18 protein-coding genes are annotated in these 19,664 nt (G+C 42.9%); 14 read left to right on the top strand and 4 right to left on the bottom strand.

Annotated features, from left to right (window positions below; genetic code table 11):
• Positions 1-33 precede the first annotated feature (33 nt).
• Both PROVRUST_RS16390 and PROVRUST_RS16385 read left to right on the top strand, forming a co-directional pair.
• Positions 34-930: a SphA family protein gene (locus PROVRUST_RS16390; RefSeq protein ID WP_006816016.1), complete on the top strand. Its 897-nt coding sequence runs from the start codon at positions 34-36 to the stop codon at positions 928-930.
• Between the two features lie 119 nt (positions 931-1,049).
• Positions 1,050-1,349: a helix-turn-helix domain-containing protein gene (locus PROVRUST_RS16385; RefSeq protein ID WP_039855755.1), complete on the top strand. Its 300-nt coding sequence runs from the start codon at positions 1,050-1,052 to the stop codon at positions 1,347-1,349.
• A gap of 66 nt (positions 1,350-1,415) precedes the next feature.
• Here the strand turns inward: PROVRUST_RS16385 and PROVRUST_RS16380 are convergent, their stop codons facing one another.
• Entirely contained in the window at positions 1,416-2,423 is a 1,008-nt protein-coding gene (locus tag PROVRUST_RS16380; RefSeq protein ID WP_039855752.1) for an AraC family transcriptional regulator, read from the bottom strand.
• Positions 2,424-3,144: 721 nt separating this feature from the next.
• Here PROVRUST_RS16380 and PROVRUST_RS16375 point away from each other — a divergent pair.
• From PROVRUST_RS16375 to PROVRUST_RS16330, 10 genes are all read left to right on the top strand, one after another.
• Positions 3,145-5,343 (top strand): thiamine pyrophosphate-dependent enzyme, encoded by a 2,199-nt coding sequence (locus PROVRUST_RS16375; RefSeq protein ID WP_006816013.1) that lies wholly within the window; start codon positions 3,145-3,147, stop codon positions 5,341-5,343.
• A gap of 10 nt (positions 5,344-5,353) precedes the next feature.
• On the top strand, positions 5,354-6,862 hold the full coding sequence (locus PROVRUST_RS16370; protein WP_006816012.1) for an indolepyruvate oxidoreductase subunit beta family protein: 1,509 nt from the start codon (positions 5,354-5,356) through the stop codon (positions 6,860-6,862).
• Between the two features lie 10 nt (positions 6,863-6,872).
• Positions 6,873-7,295: an acyl-CoA thioesterase gene (locus PROVRUST_RS16365; RefSeq protein WP_039855749.1), complete on the top strand. Its 423-nt coding sequence runs from the start codon at positions 6,873-6,875 to the stop codon at positions 7,293-7,295.
• A 29-nt stretch (positions 7,296-7,324) separates the two neighbouring features.
• Positions 7,325-9,640 carry a bifunctional salicylyl-CoA 5-hydroxylase/oxidoreductase gene (locus PROVRUST_RS16360; RefSeq protein ID WP_006816010.1) on the top strand — a complete coding sequence of 772 codons (2,316 nt, stop codon included), beginning with the start codon at positions 7,325-7,327 and terminating at the stop codon, positions 9,638-9,640.
• Positions 9,641-9,669: 29 nt separating this feature from the next.
• Entirely contained in the window at positions 9,670-10,797 is a 1,128-nt protein-coding gene (locus PROVRUST_RS16355; protein WP_006816009.1) for a cupin domain-containing protein, read from the top strand.
• Positions 10,798-10,865: 68 nt separating this feature from the next.
• Positions 10,866-11,777 carry a fumarylacetoacetate hydrolase family protein gene (locus tag PROVRUST_RS16350; RefSeq protein ID WP_006816008.1) on the top strand — a complete coding sequence of 304 codons (912 nt, stop codon included), beginning with the start codon at positions 10,866-10,868 and terminating at the stop codon, positions 11,775-11,777.
• Between the two features lie 18 nt (positions 11,778-11,795).
• On the top strand, positions 11,796-12,827 hold the full coding sequence (locus PROVRUST_RS16345) for a carbon-nitrogen hydrolase family protein (RefSeq protein ID WP_006816007.1): 1,032 nt from the start codon (positions 11,796-11,798) through the stop codon (positions 12,825-12,827).
• Complete coding sequence (locus tag PROVRUST_RS16340; protein WP_006816006.1) at positions 12,824-13,579, top strand: maleate cis-trans isomerase family protein; 756 nt, start codon at positions 12,824-12,826, stop codon at positions 13,577-13,579. The genes PROVRUST_RS16345 and PROVRUST_RS16340 overlap by 4 nt, the downstream gene beginning before the upstream one ends.
• 85 nt (positions 13,580-13,664) lie before the next feature.
• Entirely contained in the window at positions 13,665-14,117 is a 453-nt protein-coding gene (locus PROVRUST_RS16335) for a MarR family winged helix-turn-helix transcriptional regulator (RefSeq protein ID WP_039855745.1), read from the top strand.
• Between the two features lie 276 nt (positions 14,118-14,393).
• Entirely contained in the window at positions 14,394-16,040 is a 1,647-nt protein-coding gene (locus PROVRUST_RS16330; protein ID WP_006816004.1) for a Na+/H+ antiporter, read from the top strand.
• A gap of 2 nt (positions 16,041-16,042) precedes the next feature.
• Here PROVRUST_RS16330 and PROVRUST_RS16325 read toward each other — a convergent pair whose 3' ends face one another.
• The 3 genes from PROVRUST_RS16325 to PROVRUST_RS16315 all read right to left on the bottom strand — a co-directional run bounded on the left by PROVRUST_RS16325 (position 16,043) and on the right by PROVRUST_RS16315 (position 17,890).
• Positions 16,043-16,417 (bottom strand): VapC50 family PIN domain-containing toxin, encoded by a 375-nt coding sequence (locus tag PROVRUST_RS16325; protein WP_006816003.1) that lies wholly within the window; start codon positions 16,415-16,417, stop codon positions 16,043-16,045.
• A 200-nt stretch (positions 16,418-16,617) separates the two neighbouring features.
• Positions 16,618-17,079 (bottom strand): helix-turn-helix domain-containing protein, encoded by a 462-nt coding sequence (locus tag PROVRUST_RS16320; RefSeq protein ID WP_006816001.1) that lies wholly within the window; start codon positions 17,077-17,079, stop codon positions 16,618-16,620.
• 190 nt (positions 17,080-17,269) lie between these two features.
• Positions 17,270-17,890 carry a flavin reductase family protein gene (locus PROVRUST_RS16315; RefSeq protein WP_006816000.1) on the bottom strand — a complete coding sequence of 207 codons (621 nt, stop codon included), beginning with the start codon at positions 17,888-17,890 and terminating at the stop codon, positions 17,270-17,272.
• 752 nt (positions 17,891-18,642) lie between these two features.
• Between PROVRUST_RS16315 and PROVRUST_RS16310 the strand changes: the two genes are divergently transcribed.
• Together PROVRUST_RS16310 and PROVRUST_RS16305 are read left to right on the top strand one after the other, a co-directional pair.
• Entirely contained in the window at positions 18,643-18,987 is a 345-nt protein-coding gene (locus tag PROVRUST_RS16310; RefSeq protein WP_006815999.1) for a helix-turn-helix domain-containing protein, read from the top strand.
• A gap of 120 nt (positions 18,988-19,107) precedes the next feature.
• The gene (locus tag PROVRUST_RS16305) at positions 19,108-19,659 is read left to right on the top strand and encodes a fimbrial protein (protein WP_006815998.1); all 552 of its coding nucleotides are present in this window, start codon (positions 19,108-19,110) and stop codon (positions 19,657-19,659) included.
• Positions 19,660-19,664 lie beyond the last annotated feature (5 nt).

The following is a 19,664-nucleotide window of genomic DNA, read 5'->3' as shown; positions in this document are numbered from 1 at the left end:
ACTACCATAAAAACAACAATAGCGGCAGGTAACATGATGAATAAAGAAATGGTCAATAAGCTTCTCGTCGGCTCGTGCTTAGGTGCACTGTCATTTGGTGCTGTCGCAACGGAAGGGGGCGGTCTTGGGATCTACCCTGATGGGTTGGAAAACTTTATGTCAGGGGCGCTGCCACCGCAGGGTGTGCATGTCCTGATGTACGGTGGAAATGCCCATTACGACAGCGTTCGTGATAATAAAGGTGACAAAATTCCTATTCCCGGATTTAGCGTCAATGTTAACGTATTAGCACCACGCCTTATCTGGGTTACCGATCAAAAAGTGTTTGGTGGCGATCTTGCCTTTCATACCATTATTCCTTTACTGGATGTCACGGCAAAAGCCGCTGGAAATAAAGAAACTAGCCGAGGATTAGGGGATATCACATTCGGTCCCGCTTTAGGTTTTCATCCTTCTGCTGACTTACATTATGTGGTGGGATTGGATGCCTATGCGCCAACAGGAAAATACAGTAAAACTGACCCATCAAGTTTAGGTAAGAATTACTGGGCATTACAGCCGGTGTGGGCGATTAGCTATATTCCACCTGTGGGTGTGAATGCGGATTTAAAAATGATGTATGACTTTAACTTCCGCAATAACGATACGGATACACGTTCGGGGCAAGCTTTCCATGCGGATTATGCCCTAGGCTGGGGGTTCGGTAATGGCTGGGTCGCGGGGATTGGTGGATATGGTTTTATGCAAACTACCAATGATAGCGGGCCAAACTCGGCACAAGGCAAGGCACAAGCCTTTGCCGTCGGACCGTCAATTCGCTACGCAAATCCACAAGGTTGGTTATTTACTGCCAAGTGGGAAAAAGATTTTGCAGTTGAAAACCGCCCTGAAGGTTCACAGATTTACCTCAAAGCCTCCATTCCGTTTTAATCCCTCAATCTTTAATTGGCAGCCGAAAGGCTGCTGATTTTTGAGTTGTTCGAGCTTATAAATTCGTTTTTTATCATTTTGAATTTGACATATAAGCTAAAACTTATATGAGGGTAATAATGAAAAAGTTAAAACAAGCCATTGCTGAGCGTTCTCAAGAAAGTCAGGACAGAATCAAAAATCTTACTGATACATTGATGTTAGAGACGGGATTACAGCTTTTAAGGGAAGAGCTAAATATTTCACAGAAAACGTTAGCAAATAATCTTGGCGTGTCTCAACCTGCGATCACGCAAATAGAGCAAAGAGGGAATGATATTAAACTCTCAACGTTGAAGCGCTATATTGAAGCGATGGGGGGAAAAGTGAGTTTAACGATAGAGCCACCCACTGGAGATGACCGAGTTTTTCATATCTGAAAAGTAAAGCGCTGGGCGCAGACAACCAGCGCTGTCGATTTAATGACTGTGTATGATAGTTGTTCACTAAGCCTTTTTCATACTTTGGCTCGGTGTTTCCCCATAGCGTTGTTTATATTCCGCACTAAAACGGCCCATATGCGCAAATCCCCAACGCAACGCAACGCCAGTCACGCTGGTGGCTTCCCCTGACATCAATTCAGAACGGACTCGCTCCATGCGCAAATCCCGTAAATATTGCATTGGGCTGATATCCAAAAACTCTTTAAAGCCAGCGTATAAACTGCGCAAACTCACACCGGCAATATGAGCGAGTTGCTCAACCGTAATGGGCTCATGAGCATGTGCTTCTAAATATTCCTGAACACGGCGCACATGACGTGGGCGGATCGTGGCTCGGCGCATACCAGAATCTTCTAGATAGTTATGTTGATGGGTCGATAATAAGGTCACGGAAACTAACTGCTCAACCTGGGTGGTAATCAATTTATGTTGCAGCAAATCAGGGGTTCTCGTTGCGCACTCAATCAGATAATTCATCAAGGTGCGCCACGCAATGCAAGATTGCCACGCAAATCCCAATTCAAAAACTAAAGGCTTATCTAACGTATGCCCAAGCTGGCCAACTAAACTACGTTCAAGTAAAGAACGCGAAATACGCAACATAAACTGGTCGTTATCCCCATTCCAGCGCATCACCGTTGACTCTTCAGGACTGAGCAAAGAAGCCATGTGTGGCGTAGATTCGATACTTTTCCCGCCACTTTCGATCGTGGCACTACCGGATAGCGGCATTTGCACGAGAAAAAAATCTTCGAGTTGCCCCGGAGTGATAGCGACATCGGCACCATAACGTAACCGACTGAGAGAAATATCCCCCATCGGAATGTAATGCATTCGGGCATCAAGCCTTTGATGTTGATTAAGTAATTTAAAATCATGGGGTTTCATCACTCTTCCCACCATAGATTTAATTTCTTCAGGATCCGTAGAACTAAACAATAATCGTTCAGAAGAGCAGAGTTGATTCTCTATCTGAGGTGCCGGTGTATAAGGCCATGAGTTGCTCAACATAAGGAGGTGCCTCCAAAGTAAACACAGTACCCTTGGTTGACCATGTTATTGGCGGTGTGGACTAACCGATTTCATGGTGCTTTGTGAGGGTATCTACGGGATATTTAAATATCTTATTGTTTTCATGATTTCCGACCTTCTTATACGGGTCGATTTGTTAACATTTTATTAAACTATCTGTAACTAATTGTGTTTCGAACATAGCATAAAGAAAATGGCTTACCTAGGTATATTTGTGCAAAAACTATCCAGATAATGCAAAAAATTATAAAGAGTTTACTGATTGTGATTTCCATAACAATATAAAAAATAAAGTGATTTTATTTTGATTTCAGCTCTAAATATATGATCTTTCATATTGTTATCTGTATTTATCTGCTTATTTGTTAGTCATGACAATTTCTATCTGGTTATTGCGTTTTTTATTGGCATAATTCTCTAAATCCACTTGCATTGTAAGGATTTATTGAGAGTAAATGCGAATTTTCAATTTTCATTTAAACAGCTATATCTAGCCTTAAATCACCGTTAATTGGGGACATGTGTATAATTTTTTCATTGTTTTACAATGATTTTGTCCATTACATGCATCTCCTATCCACTCTCTGCAAAAATCTAATATCCATGATTAATCATGCATTGACCAATTATTAACAAATGGGATACAAGAAAGAAACACAAAAAAGATAAAAACGGTCTGACGTTGACTGGTGAGGTTAAAATGGCTGAGCGCTCGTTTGTTCAAGAAGTTCAAAAATTACGGCAAGGGGAAGGTGAAATCTTCAGTGGCGAAGGGATCCTTGCTGTCACTAAAGCATTACTTGAATCTGGTGTTTCCTACGTTGCTGGATATCAAGGATCGCCGATTTCCCATCTAATGGACGTGCTTGCGGACGCCCAAGATATTTTATCCGAATATGGCATCCGTTTTGAAAACAGTGCCAGTGAAGCAACCGCAGCGGCAACGTTAGCGGCTTCAGTTAACTACCCATTACGCGGTGCTGTGACGTTCAAAGCCACGGTTGGGACAAACGTCGCTTCCGATGCGTTAGCAAACTTAGCGTCTGGTGGTGTGCTAGGCGGGGCTTTGATCATCGTCGGTGAAGATTACGGCGAAGGCTCCTCCATTATGCAAGAGCGCAGTCATGCTTTTGCCATGAAATCCCAAATGTGGTTACTCGATCCTCGCCCTAATTTACCGTCGATTGTTCAGGCGGTAAAAGATGGTTTTGATCTGTCTGAAGCCAGCAACACCCCCGTTATGCTACAAATGCGCATTCGTTCTTGCCATGTCCACGGACAATTTACATGCTCAGAAAACCAATATCCTAAATTTACGATAAAGGATGCGTTGGAAAATCCGACCAGAGATGTGAGCCGTATCGTACTGCCTCCCGCCAGTTTCTTGCATGAAAAAGAGAAGATAGAGGCGCGTTGGCCAGCTGCGATTAAATTTATCCAAGATCGTAAACTTAATGAATTTTTTGCTGAAGGTGCTGATGATGTCGGCATCGCCTTGCAAGGAGGATGCTATAACACCTTAATTCGTGCGCTGAATAAGGTTGGACTAGCTGATGTGTTTGGCAATAGCAAAATTCCCTTATATGTCATGAATGTGGCATACCCACTAGTCGACGAAGAATTCGAACGTTTTTGCCGCAATAAAAAAGCTATTTTAGTTTTGGAAGAGGGGCAACCAAACTTTGTTGAGCAGAATGTGGCGAACATCTTACGCCAGCGGAATATTGATATCGCACTTCATGGCAAAGATATGCTGCCTTTGGCGGGCGAATACAATACCGCGACGGTATTAGCGGGACTGCGCTCCTTCTTTGAACGCTACGGAAAAATTGAACCACAAGTTAAAGCTGCGACAAACCAAATTCGTATTCCAACCATTAATGTGGCCGCAGTAAAAGCTGACGATGATTTGCCTGAATATATTAACGCAGCAGAACCCACTTTAAATGAAACTGTACATGCGCGCCCACCCGGATTTTGTACGGGTTGCCCTGAACGACCAATTTTTACTGCCATGAAGCTGGTTGAGCGTGAATTAGGGGAACATCACATTAGCGCTGATATTGGCTGCCATCTGTTCTCTATTCTTCCTCCATTTAATCTCGGCAACACTACGATGGGCTACGGTTTAGGTGGTGCGGGAACTGCTGCATTAAATGCCAATGCAGGAAAGCGTGCAATTGCAGTGATGGGCGATGGTGGTTTTTGGCATAACGGTTTAACCAGCGGGATTGCCAATAGTGTTTTCAACCGCAGCGATAACTTAACTATCGTGATTGATAATAACTACACGTCAGCAACGGGTGGGCAAGATATTCTCTCTTCAACAGCCCTGAATCCAACGCGTAGCACAGGTCATGAAATTGAAAATGCGGTGAAAGGTGTGGGGGTCAGTTGGGTAAAAACGATTAAGCATACCTATGACTTAAAGACGATGACGAAGACGTTGCGTGAAGCGCTGACGACTACAGAAAAAGGCCCCAAAGTTCTGATTGCGCAAAGCGAATGTATGTTGAATAAACAGCGTCGTGAAAAGAAAAAAGTTCGTCATGATATTTCTACGGGTAAACGTGTTGTCCGTGAACGTTTCGGCATTGATCCTGATACCTGCACTGGGGATCATTCCTGCATTCGTTTATCGGGCTGCCCATCATTATCGATCAAGCCAAATCCAGATCCACTGCGTACCGATCCTGTCGCAACGGTGATGGACAGTTGTGTAGGGTGTGGTTTGTGCGGTGAAGTTTCCCACGCCGCAGTGTTGTGTCCATCATTCTTCAAAGCTCAAATTATTACCAATCCAAATGGTTGGGACAAATTGCGCCACCGTGTTCGCGGCTGGTTTATTGGCTTCTTACAGCGTCGTGATGCACGCCGCCGTGAACAACTGAGTTTCTAAGGGGCAGCAAATGACACAACCTTTAATGGCATTACAGCCGATAAAAATCGCCATTCTCGCCATGGGTGGCGAAGGTGGCGGCGTTCTAGCCGATTGGATTGTTAATCTTGGCGAAGAAAACGGCTATTTTGCGCAAACGACGTCGGTCCCTGGTGTCGCTCAACGTACAGGGGCAACAATCTATTATGTGGAGCTATTTCCCGGGGCTGATAACCCAGAAACTCCGGCGCCCGTGTTGGCATTAATGCCAATGCCGGGAGATGTCGATATCGTTTTAGCATCTGAATTGATGGAAGCGGGGCGTGCGGTACAGCGTGGTTTTGTGACTCCTGAACGCACCACGTTGGTGAGCTCGACCCATCGGGTTTACTCCATTGCAGAAAAATCGGCAATGGGAGATGGACGTGTTGATAGCCAAGCATTGATACGCCATACAGGGCAAGCAGCGCGCCAATTTATTCATTTTGATATGGCTCAAGCCGCTCAAGACAGTGGCAGTGTGATCAGTGCAGTTCTGTTTGGTGCCCTGTTCGGTTCCGGCGTGTTGCCATTTAGCCGTGAACAATTTGAAGAAACCATTATGCGAGGCGGCGTCGGTGTTAAACCTAGCTTGCGGGCATTTTCTCTGGGGGCAGAAAAAGCTGCACAGCCCGAAGAAGCTTACCAAGCTGAAGTGGCTGAAAATGTAGTAAAAACACCCCAAAATAAGCATGTTATAGAACTCCTTTCCCGTATTGATAACCAATTCCCTGAGCATGTTCATTACTTAGCAACTGAAGGCGTTCGTCGCCTTATTGACTACCAAGACCCTGCATATGCTGAGCAGTATTTAGATCGGCTCGAGAGTTTGTTTGCGCAAAAAGGCGGTGATGACCCACGCTTACAACGTGCCTTGGTACGCCACTTAGCGTTATGGATGTCTTATGAAGACACCATCCGTGTGGCAGATCTCAAAATCCGTGATAGCCGCTTTGCTCGGGTTCGCAATGAAGTGCAAGCCAAAGATAGCCAACTGTTAGACATCAATGAATTTATGCATCCGAGAATTGAAGAGATTTGCGAAACGCTTCCCAAAAATTTAGGTAACTGGTTGATGAAGCCACATTGGGTTCACAAAGCCGTTCGCAAATTTGCCCAAAAGGGGCGCACGATCACTACCAGTTCTTTATGGGGCTTCTTACAGTTATACGTGCTTGCAGCATGGCGACGGGGAAGACGCACAACATTACGTTATCAACTTGAAAATAATCGTATTGAAAAATGGTTAGCGGCAGTGGTTGATGCGGCGAAAAATAATCCCGCTCTTGCGACTGAAATTGCGCAATGTCAGCGGGTGGTTAAGGGCTACAGCGATACTCATGCCCGTGGATTGCGCAACTTCCAAGTATTGATGGACATTGTAGAGCGCCAAGGCAGCCAGTTAGCCCCGATTAATCTGCGCGAATTACGTGAGGCCGCATTAGCGGATGAGCACGGAAAAGAGTTGCAAAAATGTCGCCAGCGTTTGGCGATGGAATAAGGACAACATCATGAGCTTACTGAAATTTTCACGGGAACATCGGATTCATTTTTCAGAATGTGACCCCGCAGGGATCGTGTTTTACCCACAATATTTCGTGATGTTTAACAACTTGATTGAACGTTGGTTCGATGAGCTGCTTCCTGAAGGATTTGCAGGTTACATTCTCGACCAGCGTTTTGGTTTACCAACCGTTCATTTAGAAGCCGATTTTAAAGCGATTAGCCGTATGGGGGATGATGTCCAGCTAGAGCTACAAGTTGAGCGTATAGGAAGTAAATCACTGACTCTGTGCCAACGTTGTATCAGCCTCGACGGTGAATTACGTATGCAAGTGACTCAAACCTATGTCACGACATCTCTTATCACGCATCAGGCGATCCCTATTCCTGATGCACTGTATAGCGCCTTAACCCAGCAGCAACCTGTGTAATGGCAAAACGTCATTAAAGGAGAAATTCCATGAATATCGTTTGTATCGGCGGCGGTCCCGCAGGGCTTTACTTCGGGTTGCTGATGAAATTACAGAACTCAGAAAATCGTGTTGTGGTGGTTGAACGTAACCGCCCTTATGACACCTTTGGTTGGGGTGTGGTGTTCTCGGATGCCACATTAAGCAATTTACGCAAAGCAGACCCTGTTTCAGCAGAAACTATCAGCGCAGAGTTTAGCCATTGGGATGATATCGACATTCATTTTAAAGGTAGCTGTAATCGCAGTGGTGGACACGGTTTTATCGGGATCGGGCGTAAAAAATTACTCAATATTTTGCAAGATCGTTGTCTTGAAGTGGGCGTAGAACTGGTGTTCGAAACTCAAGTGACAGATGACCAAGAAATTGCTCGCCAATATAACGCCGATTTAGTCATTGCTTCAGATGGGATCAACAGCGCGGTACGCACTCGTTATGAAAATATCTTTAAACCGGATATCGATCAGCGTCGTTGCCGTTTTGTTTGGTTAGGAACTAAAAAGATTTTCGACGCATTTACCTTTATTTTTGCTGAAAATGAACATGGTTGGTTCCAAGTTCATGCTTATCAATTCCAAGATGGACTTTCTACATTTATCGTAGAAACGACGGAAGAAACGTGGTTAAAAGCCGGTATTGACCAAATGTCCCAAGAGGATGGCGTCGCTTACTGTGAAAAACTGTTTGCGCCATGGCTTGATGGGGAAAAATTGATGGCTAATGCTGCTCATCTGCGTGGTGCCGCCATTTGGATCCGTTTTCCTCGTGTTATTTGTGATAAGTGGGTGCATTGGACTCAACCAGCTGAAAACAAAGACGTACCTGTCGTACTGATGGGAGATGCTGCCCATACCGCACATTTCTCAATTGGTTCAGGAACTAAGCTTGCATTGGAAGACGCTATCGAGTTGTGTGAAAGTTTAAAAACCACTCAGGGTGATTTGCGCAAAGGCTTAGAGCATTACCAAAAAGTTCGTAGTGTTGAAGTATTGAAAATCCAAAATGCGGCACGTAACTCAACTGAGTGGTTTGAAAATGTTCAGCGCTATGAAAACCTCGACCCAGAGCAATTTGCTTATTCATTATTGACCCGCTCTCAGCGTATTTCCCACGAAAATTTACGCGTTCGCGATGGCAGTTGGTTAACGGATTACGAAAACTGGTTTGCCGAAAAATCAGGATTACCTACGAATGTCACTAACCAAAAAATCGCCCCGATGTTAACGCCTTATCGTTTGCGTGATTTGGAATTGAAAAATCGTGTGATTGCCTCACCAACATTATTGTATTGCGCAACCGATGGGGTTGTCAGTGACTTCCATTTAGTCCATATCGGGAGCCGTGCTCTTGGCGGTGCGAGCCTGATCATGACTGAAATGACTGCAATTTCTCCAGAGGCTCGGGTGACAACGGGATGCCCAGGAATTTGGAACGATGAGCAAGTGGCTGCATGGAAAAATGTGACTCAGTTTGTGCATCAAAAAACGGATGCAAAAATTGGAATTCAACTCGGTCATGCAGGGCGTAGAGGTTCCACTCAACGTGGCTGGGAACAAGAAAATCATCCAATGAAACACGGTAATTGGCCACTGGTTTCTGCCTCACCATTACCTTACTTACCGAACATTTCAGATACGCCTGCGGAACTGACTGAAGCGCAAATGGCAATAATAATTGACCAATTTGTTGCGGCGGCAAAGCGCGCGGATCAGGCTGGATTTGACTGGTTGGAACTGCAAGCAGGGCACGGTTATCTATTATCCAGCTTTATTTCGCCATTGACGAACCAACGTACCGATGGTTTCGGTGGCTCATTGGAAAATCGCTTACGTTTCCCATTGGCAGTGGTGAGTGCAGTAAGAAAAGTATGGCCAGAGGGTAAGCCGCTTTCAGTACGTATTTCTGCAACCGATTGGGTTGAGGGCGGCACCACGGTTGATGAAGCGGTCTTGATTGGGAAAGCTTTACACCAAGCTGGTGCTGACATCATTGACTGTTCGTCGGGCGAAGTTTCGCCTCTGCAACAACCTGTTTATGGGCGCATGTACCAAACTCCAATAGCAGATCGAATTCGTAATGAAGGTTCGGTTCCAGTGATTGCTGTTGGTGCAATCACTGATGCGGATCAGGTCAACAGCATTATCGCTTCAGGGCGTGCAGACCTTTGTGCTCTATCTCGTCCATTGCTTGCTGACCCTGCTTGGTTACTTCATGAATGTGCTCGCTTTGGATGGAATACCGTAAATTGGCCTGCGCCATATGAATATGGTCGCCAGCAATTGATCCAACAATCGAAAAGTCGCTAATTGCGCTAGCTATATAGGAGCTAAAACCGATGACAACTCAGTCCCATGAACAGTATAGAGAAAATGTCGCAGGACGCGCAGATGTGGCCGACACTCCTGAATTGTTGGCGTATTACAAGCAATTAGATGAATTAAAAACCGGCGCGTTATGGACGGTTGCTAACAAGATTGAGCCATGGCAGCCAAAATCCCAGTCGATGCCCGTGTTATGGCGCTACCAAGATTTACGGGAACATGTTTTACGTTCAGTGGATTTAGTGACGCCAGAAAAAGCTGGCCGCCGGGTTATCTATCTCAATAATCCTGGTCGTCAAGATGTCGCGGCAGCGGTGGGTTGGTTGTATTCCGGATTACAAGTTATGCATCCAGGAGAAGCGGCCTCAGCACATGCGCATTCTTCATCAGCATTGCGTTTCATTATGGAAGGGCGTGGAGCTTATACCATTGTGGAAGGGCAAAAAATGATGCTAGAAGCCAATGATTTTGTGCTGACACCGAATGGAACTTGGCATGAGCATGGTGTTGCAGAGGATGGCTTACCGTGTATTTGGCAAGATGGGCTCGACATTCCACTAGTCAATGCGATGGAAGCCGGCTTTTATAAAGTGCATCCAGATTTAAACCAAGTACAGACTCGTCCGGTTGATTACCCAGTGGGTATGTGGGGCGGAACGGCATTGCGCCCACAGCATATTGGTTGGGATAAGCCTTATTCACCCCTGTTCAAGTATCAATGGGGACCGACTTATGAAGCGCTACAACGTGCAGTAAAAGTTAGTGAGGGCTCACCCTTTGATGATGTGCTGATGCACTACACCAATCCGCTAACCGGGGGACCAGTGATGCCAACGATTGGGGCGAGTATGCAGCTGCTGCGCCCAGGTTTTGTGGGTAAAGCCCATCGCCATACAGGCAGCTTTATTTACCAAGTAGCGAAAGGAAAGGGTTATTCGGTTATCAATGGGCAACGCTTTGACTGGCAAGAGCGGGATATTTTCTGTGTGCCGTCATGGATGTTCCATGAGCATGTGAATACCTCGCAAAGTGAGGATGCTTGCTTATTCTGTTTTAACGACCTGCCAGTGATGAACTCCCTTGGCCTCTATTATGAAGAGGCATTAGTGGAAAATGACGGGCACCAAAAAGTTATTGGCTAATTATTTATTCTAACTATTTACGTGAAGATTTCAGTCAGGCATATCGACCTGACACAAGGAGAAGAATTATGCGTCTTATTACTTACCGTTCAGATGTTACCGCAGCAGCACGTTTAGGTGCGATCGTTGATAACCAAGTAGTTGATTTAGCCAGACTTGCTGAAGAAAACGGCCAATATTTACCAGACAATATGTTGGAATTTATTGATTTAGGCCCTCAAGGGATCCGTGCAGGTACTGAATTATTAAACGCACATAAAGGTCAATTCCCTGCGGGAACTGCATGGCCAGTACAGAACGTAAAAATTTTAGCGCCAATTCCACGTCCAAGAAAAAATATTTTCGGGATCGGCCTGAACTATGTTGAACACGTTGCTGAGTCTAGCCGTACTTTGGATACCTCGAAAGAATTACCTAAAGAGCCTGTTATTTTCTCTAAGCCGCCAACAACGGTGATTGGGCCGGGTGATGCGATTGAGCATAACAGCCAGATCACGCAGCAATTAGATTGGGAAGTGGAATTAGCGGTGATTATGGGAACGCGTGCAAAAGGGGTTTCTGAAGCAGACGCACTGAATTATGTGTTTGGTTATAGCCTCATGATCGATATGAGTGCGCGTGATTGCCGCCGTGCAGGCCAATGGATTTACTCGAAAGGGCAAGATACCTATGCGCCGTTTGGCCCTTGCATTGTCACCGCAGATGAAATTCCCGATCCTCATTCCCTTAATTTGAGTCTGAAAGTGAATGGCGTGACTAAACAAGATTCCAATACTCGTCATATGCTGTTCAATGTTAACGCATTAATTGCAGATATCAGCAAAGGTATCACGTTAGAGCCGGGAGATATCATTGCTACGGGAACTCCTGAGGGTGTTGGTGCTGGGCGTTCTCCACAAGAGTGGGTATGGCCAGGAGATGTGATTGAAGCTTACGTGGAAAAAATTGGTGAGCTACGTCATCCAGTGGTTGCGGTATAACCCAAGGGAGATAAAAGTATGTTAAATCTACCTCAGTTTAAGGCGGCGGCGGTACAAGCCGCGCCTGTTTTCCTCGATACCAATGCAACGGTTGACAAAGTGTGCCGGTTAATCGAAGAAGCGGCAGATAACGGGGCTAAGTTAGTGGCATTTCCCGAGGTTTTTGTTTCTGGTTACCCTTATTGGAGCTGGGTGATGAACCCTATCGATGGTAGTCCATGGTTTGAAAAACTGTGCAAATCAGCGATTGAAGTTCCGGGGCCAGAAATTAAGCGCATTGCGCAAGCTGCGGCTCGTCACCATATTAATGTGGTGATTGGGGTGAATGAACGTAATCCCAACGGAATTGCTACTTTGTACAACACCCTTGTGACTATCTCGGATGAAGGGCGAATTCTCGGTCGCCACCGTAAATTAGTTCCGACTTGGGCTGAGAAATTAACGTGGGCAAATGGGGATGCGTCGTCACTAAAAGTCCACCAAACCAGTATTGGTCCTTTGGGCGCGCTGGCTTGTGGGGAGAATACCAATACGTTGGCACGTTTCTCATTATTGGCTCAAGGGGAGTTGGTGCATATCGCGAGTTATATCGCTTTACCCGTTGCGCCAAAAGATTACGACATGGCAGAGGCCATTCGCCTACGAGCGTCGGCACACTGCTTTGAAGGGAAAGTGTTCACCGTTGTTTCTTGTTCAACAGTTTCTGATGAAATTATTGAGGCGATGGCAGATTCTCATCCGGAATCTCGTGAATTGCTCGCGCGTCCTAATAGTGCATTTTCCGGCATTATCGGTCCAGATGGACGCGTAGTGGGTGAACCACTGATAGATAAAGAAGGGATTGTTTATGGTGAAATTGATTTAAATCGCTGTATTCAGCCACGTCAGATGCACGATATTACGGGGCATTATAACCGCTTTGATATCTTTGATTTACAGGTTAATCGTCGCCCACTGACTGCAGCTCGTTTTCATGATAGTGGGCAGAATGTGGATGAATTGAACCAATTTGCCGAAGCAGATGAGCAATCTTTGGAGAAAGGACTATGACTTTAGCGCGCACTTTTCGTATTGGGCAGATAGTGCCTTCATCCAACACGACAATGGAAACAGAGATTCCGGCGATTTTACGTGCCCGTGAAGCGATGTTTGCCGAACGTTTTACATTTCATTCCAGTCGTATGCGTATGCAAAAAGTGACCAAAGATGAGCTGGCAAAAATGGATTTTGACAGTGACCGCTGTGCGATTGAGCTCTCTGATGCAGATGTTGATGTTTTAGGCTACGCTTGCTTAGTTGCGATCATGAGTATGGGAAAAGGTTATCACCGTATATCGGAAAAGCGCCTTCACGAACGTACCATCGATAATGGTCATCCAGCTCCGGTTGTCACCAGTGCAGGGGCATTGGTTGATGGGCTACATGCGATTGGGGCGAAAAAAGTCTCTATCCTAACGCCATATATGAAGCCGTTAACTCAGTTGGTGATTGATTACATTGAAAGTGAAGGTATTGAGGTTGTTGACAGTATTTCTCTCGAAATTCCTGACAATCTTGAAGTGGGAAGACAAAATCCATTAGCGCCAGTGGAGATCACTAAAAAACTCAATACCAATGTGGATGTCATCGTTGCCTCAGCTTGTGTCCAAATGCCCTCTTTGCCGTCAATTCAATTAATTGAAGATAGAGTCGGGCTACCTGTTTTATCATCATCGGTAGCAACCACTTACATGATGTTGAAGAAGCTGGGGCTGGATACCCGCGTGGATGGTTTCGGTTCATTACTTAGCGGAAAGTTTTAGTTAAATTATGTTAAGAGTTAGGTTTCCTTCTGCTACTCTGCTAGCTTCCAGTGTGATTAAACTTGAAGCTAAACATGAGGAACTGATGCCTGAATCAAAAGTTTTCGTGGATAATTATCTGCCTGCCCTATTGGGGCAGGCGTGGATGCTTGTATCATCTGAATTTCATGCGGTGGTCGAAGCCCATGGGCTATCAGTATTGGAGTGGCGAGTATTGTCGACGTTGGCGAATAATGGGTCGATGGGGATAACTGAACTTTCCCAAAAAACTGTCAGTAAGCAACCGACTATCACACGAGTGCTGCAACGATTGGAACAGCAGGGGCATGTTATCCGTCATAATAACCATACAGGCAGCGATCGCCGGGTTACACTAGTCAGTGTGACATCAAGCGGAGTTGCTTTAGTGGAAGGATTATTAGTGGCGGCTGAAGAGCATGAAAAATTAGTATTAGCACCTTTAGGTACACGAAAAAGTAAAATGTTAAAACAGATTTTGCAGGAGCTTATTGATAGACACAGCCCTGAAGTTAAATAAGTAAATCACCATGAAATGGTAGGATTTATCTGTTTTTGATGTGTTTTAATCGTTTGCCAGTAAAGCTATTATTTAAGCCTTATAAAACATTGAGATATTCATTATTTCTATGACGTATTTTAAATTGAGTAATATCCTGTAACACAATGATTGATATGGTTGTTTTTGATTTTCTGGTTATTTTTAAAAGATTATAAATTGCTACTTTACATTGATTTGATTTATCTATTTACTGCAAGACAGAAAACTAATAGATAAACCATACTGGAGCACTCAATGTCAGTAGTGACACTTGTACTCGTTTTTTTACTTGCAGTGGTAGTGAGCGTTTTTGTTTCACGCTTACTTAAAGATATTATTCCGTTACCTATTATTCAAATAGCGTTAGGTGCAGCCTTATCGTTTTATGGGTTTACGGTAGAGTTCGAACCGCATTTATTCTTATTTCTATTTATTCCTCCTTTACTATTTCTTGATGGCTGGCGAATTCCCAAAGAAGCCTTATTTCAAGAAATTAAACCGATTATATCGCTAGCTATTGGGTTAGTCGTCGTCACCGTTATTGGGATGGGCTTCTTTATTCATTGGTTAATTCCGACATTTTCGTTAGCGGTGGCGTTTGCGCTGGCAGCAATTTTATCGCCAACAGACCCCGTATCGGTTTCTGCAATGACCGTGAATTCACCTTTACCATCGCGTATGGCGCATATTCTAGAAGGTGAATCACTGCTTAACGATGCAACGGGTTTAGTGTGCTTTAGTTTTGCAGTTGTTGCGGCGCTGACAGGGGAATTTTCACTGACATCCGCCGCTGGGCAATTTGTTTTGGTGGCATTTGGCGGGATCGCGATTGGCTTACTGGTGGCATGGGTGATTGGCTGGATTAACCAATTTTTGGTGAAACGGACCGGTGAAGAACCCTCGATTCAGATTATGATCAGCTTGTTAATGCCATTTACGGCTTACTTGTTAGCGGAACATTTGCATGTTTCCGGTATTCTTGCTGCTGTTGTTGCGGGTATTGCAATGCACTACGAGAAAATTGCAGGACGTATGCAAGCGGCAACTCGGATGCAGAGCAAGGCAGTATGGGATACGGTACAAACCGGTTTAAATGGGATGATCTTTATTCTATTAGGTGAGCAGCTACCGGGAATGTGGACTAATATGCCGGAGGTTGCAGAAGCGGCAGGAGCCAGTCATCCGTGGATGCTATTTGTCTATGTCGGTATTATTACCGTGGCATTAGGCGCGTTGCGTTTTGCGTGGGTATGGATTTCGATGACGTTAACGGTATTCCATAATCGTCGTCGTGGTAAGCAGGCGGATGAAGTTCGTATTCGTATGATGGCAGTGATGGCAACGGCAGGCGTGCGTGGTGCGATTACGCTAGCGGGTATTTTGACATTGCCATTATTGATGCCGAATGGCTCAATATTCCCTAACCGTGACGTGGCAATTTTCATTGCGATGGGGGTTATTCTATGTTCATTGCTTATTGCCAGCATTGCGTTGCCGATTTTAACTAAAGGTTTAGTGCAAGATTTACCCTATGATAATGATGAAATTCGTGCTCGTCTGGCACTGAATGAAGCCGCAATGGCACATATTCGGGAGCTAATGAACCACCCTTCAGAAGATGTTGATGAAATTGCGATGCGTACAGAAGTGGGAGCTCAGTTATTAGAGATTTATGGTCGACGTTTAGATAACTCTGATGAAACTGAATCTGATGTATTTGATTTACATAGAATGATTGAGATGGAGCGCTCAATGTCGGGCTCTGCATTGAAAGCGAAACGAGATGCGTTATATCAGATGCGTAAAGGGAAGAATATTAATGAGCGAGTGTATCACCGTTTACGTGATGAGCTTGATCTTAAAGAAGAAACCCTTAACCATAATAAGAGTTCGAAGCATTAGCTTTAAATCATACATTGATATTTTTCGAGTGCTTTGACTGTCATTGGTAGCCCTTGCCGTAGTAATGCATCAAAGTACTCGCGAGTATTTATCTTTGGTTTTTTTAGGTTGATTCGTTGTTTACGAACTGCTGATAAAGCTAGAGCATGATTTAAATCGAATAAATCTGAGATAAATTCATCAGGATGAAGCGCTTCCATATCTAGGCGCTTTAAATATTTTTTCGGAAAATCTTTCAAATTCAATGTAACGATAATTTTTGCATTGCTCTTTATTGCCGCCGCTACAACATGTCGGTCATCTAAGTCTGGTAATTCGAGTCCATCAATCAATGGTTCATATTGTTCAACTTTGGCATCGGGCAAAGCAATATTCATTAATGCACTGGTTCGATTTAATTGGCTTGTAGATAAATCAGGTCTATTAATTAGAAGATTACGTTGTCATTCATTATGAATTACATCTGTCCATTTTGCTTGATACAAACCTGCTATTGCTAGATGCATGAGTAAATCTCGTAGAAGCGATGGGTATAAAACACATGCATCTAATACAACAGGAAAAGGGGAATGGATCATCAGTAAAGACCAAGCTCCTGACTTTGGTCTGCCAACGCTTGCATGGCTTGCAAACTTTCTTCTTCTCTTTGAGCTTTGAACTGCATTAAATCAGCGAAAAGAATACGACGATGACGACCTGTTTTATGAAAAGGAAGTCTGCCTGCTTCTAAAAGTTTCACCAAGTGAGGGCGAGATACATTAAGAATATTAGCCGCTTCCTGCGTTGTTAATTCAGCATGCACTGGAACAATTTGTACCGCATTACCTGCGGCAAGCTCACCTAAAATTGCCATGAGTAATGTTAATGCTGATGTAGGTAATTCAATTTGATGAACTTTATTATCTGCATCTTTAATCGATATTTTTTGAGTTTCTAATTTGGTGGACAAGTAAGTTGCAAGTTCCCTTTGTCCTTTAACTGCCGCCTCAATCTCCTTTGGAGCCGGGAGGCTCATACCTTTAAGAATTGAGTATGTCATTGCTGTTCCTATCTATTAAGGTTGATTACTTTATTTTCAGCATTTCAGCTCATTACTGGCAGTCATAAACATTCGCCTGCACTGCTTTAATAAGTGTAAACGAAATAAACGAAATGTTCAATATTCGAAATAAACGAAACTCAATGTGGAGATATAGCCTACTATTATCGTAGGCTAACTGAAAGAAAGGTTATTTAGGACGATACATTTCCAGTTTTTGTTGCTCTTCTATCCAATAGTAATCGGCAGGTCCCCCTGCGCGCATCAGCGGTTTTTGTCGAGCACTATTGTATAAGCCATTTTCTAGTGTCTCCTCCGCAATATGCACCATCACAACTTCGCCCATAACCATCCATGTATCCAATAGCGTGCCATCAGCGCGTTTTAATTGCTGATATTCAGTGACGATGCACTCCATAGCGACGGGGGTTTGTGCAATTCGCGGTGGCTTTATTAAGGTGGATGGCGTGGTAGACAATGCCGTTAAATCGAATTCGCTTTCTCCATAGGCTAAAGTCGCGCTACTCAAATTAACTTGCTCTCCCAAATCGAGAGTGGCGAGGTTGTAGACAAATTCTCCGGTTTCAATGGCATTGGTGACGGAGTCTTTTTTTCCAACACTGGAAAATACTAAAATTGGGGGCGAGTAATTAAAAATATTAAAAAAGCTATAAGGTGCGAGGTTGGTTCTTCCTTGTTTATCACAAGTAGAAATCCAGCCAATTGGGCGTGGACCAATTAATGATGGGATTGGATCATGGGGAAGTCCATGACCTTGTTTTGGTTGGTAGCTGTAGAACTGGTTTTTCATAATTAGCTCCTTTTTAGCACTATCCTAGCGGATAAATATTCTCGGTGTAAGGTAAGCAAATGAAAAATGCAGTATTTGTATAATCTCAGCGTGATATGGATAGAAAAGAATTATTTTAAAAGGATGATGATTTTTATTGGTAACTATTAAATACCTATTTTTGATGAGTTTTTGATCTCTACTAAAATGGATAATTCATTTTTAAGGTTTAATTCTATTTATTTTTAAAATTACGAATGAAATTTTAGCATACTCTTAAAGTGTGTTATTTAAGACTGATTGATAATTTTAGGCTAATACAAGGTTTATAGTTTTTATTATTTTATTTTTTTTGGTTTAATTAATTTTTTATATTTAATTATATTATTCTTTTGATTTAATATAGTTTCAATTCAATAATAAAAAAATAAGGTTATTTTTATTCATTTTTTAATTTATAGTGCGTGATATTAATCATAATTAGCTAATTATATGTTTTCATGAAATCTATTTAATTATATGTAATTAATGAATATTTTCTTTTTCAAATCAATCAATAGAAAACAAATAAATTAATTCGATAGGTATTAGCTATTGAATTATATAAATTCGATCGATATAAACGTATTTACAGTGTTATTCCTTGTATCTATATTTTAATAAATTATGTTTCCTGCAATTCGGATATATCCATTTTTTATTGAGCTGTTTATTCATTGTTATGGACTCTCTGTGAATAAATAAAATTAAAGCTATCTAACGTTGGTTTTAATATGATTAAAAATAAAATTTTATTACGTAAAGAAGTGGGTTTGTTTTTACGAGATGCTAGAGTAAATAGTTCTTTAACGGGCGAGCAATTGGGTAAAATGCTTCATATTAGCCAGCAGCAAGTATCTCGATATGAAAGAGGGATCACCAGTATTAGTATTGAAAATCTTGATGCTTTACTAAATATGCTAGGTAAAGATTGGTCTGAATTTTTCTTTAAAGTTATTGCTAATTACTCTGATGAAATAGCAGAGATAAAGCGACAGGATAATTTTTTATTTCAAGATAAAAAATCAAAATATTCTTACTATGAAAAATTAAAATTAAGATCAATAAGTGAATTTTAATTTGCTTTTTATTCAACAGTTATGTCTTGAATTATTTTATTAAGATGTTGTTTATGCCATTAATTATTTTAATGGTGATATTTGTTTCCCTCATTTTTTAAATTAAAGGAAAGTCATATTATGAAACTAAATACATTGGCATTAGCCACAATTATGGCTGCCTCAGTCACATCTTTTGGTGTGATGGCAGAAAATACAGGCACAATTAATTTCATCGGAACCGTAGTAACGTCGCCATGTAATATTGGGCAATCATCACTGAAACAAACCGTAGATTTTGGGCAACTATCTCGTCGAGGGCTAGAAAATGGCCGCTCTGCCGAAGTGGATTTTAATATTGAATTTACGGGCTGTGATTTTTCTGACTTTACTAAAGATGATGCCGGTACTCCTGCTGTGGTGAAATCAATGGAGCTTGTGTTTACAGGGCAAAATTATGCCGATGCAACGAACACATTACTTTCAACTTCGCCAGGTAATCTCAATAATGTAGGTATTGCAATTGATGGCTTTGAATTTGGTAAAGCCAAAGATATCTTGTCACGTATCATCAATAAAAAAGGCGATAATACTTTATCATTCAAAGCACTAGCTAAGGCTATTGATACAACTAAAGATGTCACTGAAGGTAAATTCAGCGCCATCACGAATTTCCGAATTACTTATCAATAAGAGTG

It is taken from the genome of Providencia rustigianii DSM 4541 (genome assembly GCF_000156395.1).
GTDB classification, from domain to species: Bacteria; Pseudomonadota; Gammaproteobacteria; order Enterobacterales; family Enterobacteriaceae; genus Providencia; species Providencia rustigianii.
The sequence above is the reverse complement of the archived record's forward strand: the minus strand, read 5'-3'. Positions and strand labels throughout refer to the sequence as shown.

What these genes read in the sequence shown, in the direction of transcription:
- PROVRUST_RS16335 (WP_039855745.1), top strand. Translation starts at nt 13,665, where the DNA reads ATGCCTGAATCAAAAGTTTTCGTGGATAATTATCTGCCTGCCCTATTG.
- PROVRUST_RS16390 (WP_006816016.1), top strand. Translation starts at nt 34, where the DNA reads ATGATGAATAAAGAAATGGTCAATAAGCTTCTCGTCGGCTCGTGCTTA.
- PROVRUST_RS16320 (WP_006816001.1), bottom strand. Translation starts at nt 17,079, where the DNA reads ATGACATACTCAATTCTTAAAGGTATGAGCCTCCCGGCTCCAAAGGAG.
- PROVRUST_RS16385 (WP_039855755.1), top strand. Translation starts at nt 1,050, where the DNA reads ATGAAAAAGTTAAAACAAGCCATTGCTGAGCGTTCTCAAGAAAGTCAG.
- PROVRUST_RS16360 (WP_006816010.1), top strand. Translation starts at nt 7,325, where the DNA reads ATGAATATCGTTTGTATCGGCGGCGGTCCCGCAGGGCTTTACTTCGGG.
- PROVRUST_RS16345 (WP_006816007.1), top strand. Translation starts at nt 11,796, where the DNA reads ATGTTAAATCTACCTCAGTTTAAGGCGGCGGCGGTACAAGCCGCGCCT.
- PROVRUST_RS16305 (WP_006815998.1), top strand. Translation starts at nt 19,108, where the DNA reads ATGAAACTAAATACATTGGCATTAGCCACAATTATGGCTGCCTCAGTC.
- PROVRUST_RS16330 (WP_006816004.1), top strand. Translation starts at nt 14,394, where the DNA reads ATGTCAGTAGTGACACTTGTACTCGTTTTTTTACTTGCAGTGGTAGTG.
- PROVRUST_RS16380 (WP_039855752.1), bottom strand. Translation starts at nt 2,423, where the DNA reads ATGTTGAGCAACTCATGGCCTTATACACCGGCACCTCAGATAGAGAAT.
- PROVRUST_RS16325 (WP_006816003.1), bottom strand. Translation starts at nt 16,417, where the DNA reads ATGAATATTGCTTTGCCCGATGCCAAAGTTGAACAATATGAACCATTG.
- PROVRUST_RS16340 (WP_006816006.1), top strand. Translation starts at nt 12,824, where the DNA reads ATGACTTTAGCGCGCACTTTTCGTATTGGGCAGATAGTGCCTTCATCC.
- PROVRUST_RS16310 (WP_006815999.1), top strand. Translation starts at nt 18,643, where the DNA reads ATGATTAAAAATAAAATTTTATTACGTAAAGAAGTGGGTTTGTTTTTA.
- PROVRUST_RS16315 (WP_006816000.1), bottom strand. Translation starts at nt 17,890, where the DNA reads ATGAAAAACCAGTTCTACAGCTACCAACCAAAACAAGGTCATGGACTT.
- PROVRUST_RS16375 (WP_006816013.1), top strand. Translation starts at nt 3,145, where the DNA reads ATGGCTGAGCGCTCGTTTGTTCAAGAAGTTCAAAAATTACGGCAAGGG.
- PROVRUST_RS16355 (WP_006816009.1), top strand. Translation starts at nt 9,670, where the DNA reads ATGACAACTCAGTCCCATGAACAGTATAGAGAAAATGTCGCAGGACGC.
- PROVRUST_RS16365 (WP_039855749.1), top strand. Translation starts at nt 6,873, where the DNA reads ATGAGCTTACTGAAATTTTCACGGGAACATCGGATTCATTTTTCAGAA.
- PROVRUST_RS16370 (WP_006816012.1), top strand. Translation starts at nt 5,354, where the DNA reads ATGACACAACCTTTAATGGCATTACAGCCGATAAAAATCGCCATTCTC.
- PROVRUST_RS16350 (WP_006816008.1), top strand. Translation starts at nt 10,866, where the DNA reads ATGCGTCTTATTACTTACCGTTCAGATGTTACCGCAGCAGCACGTTTA.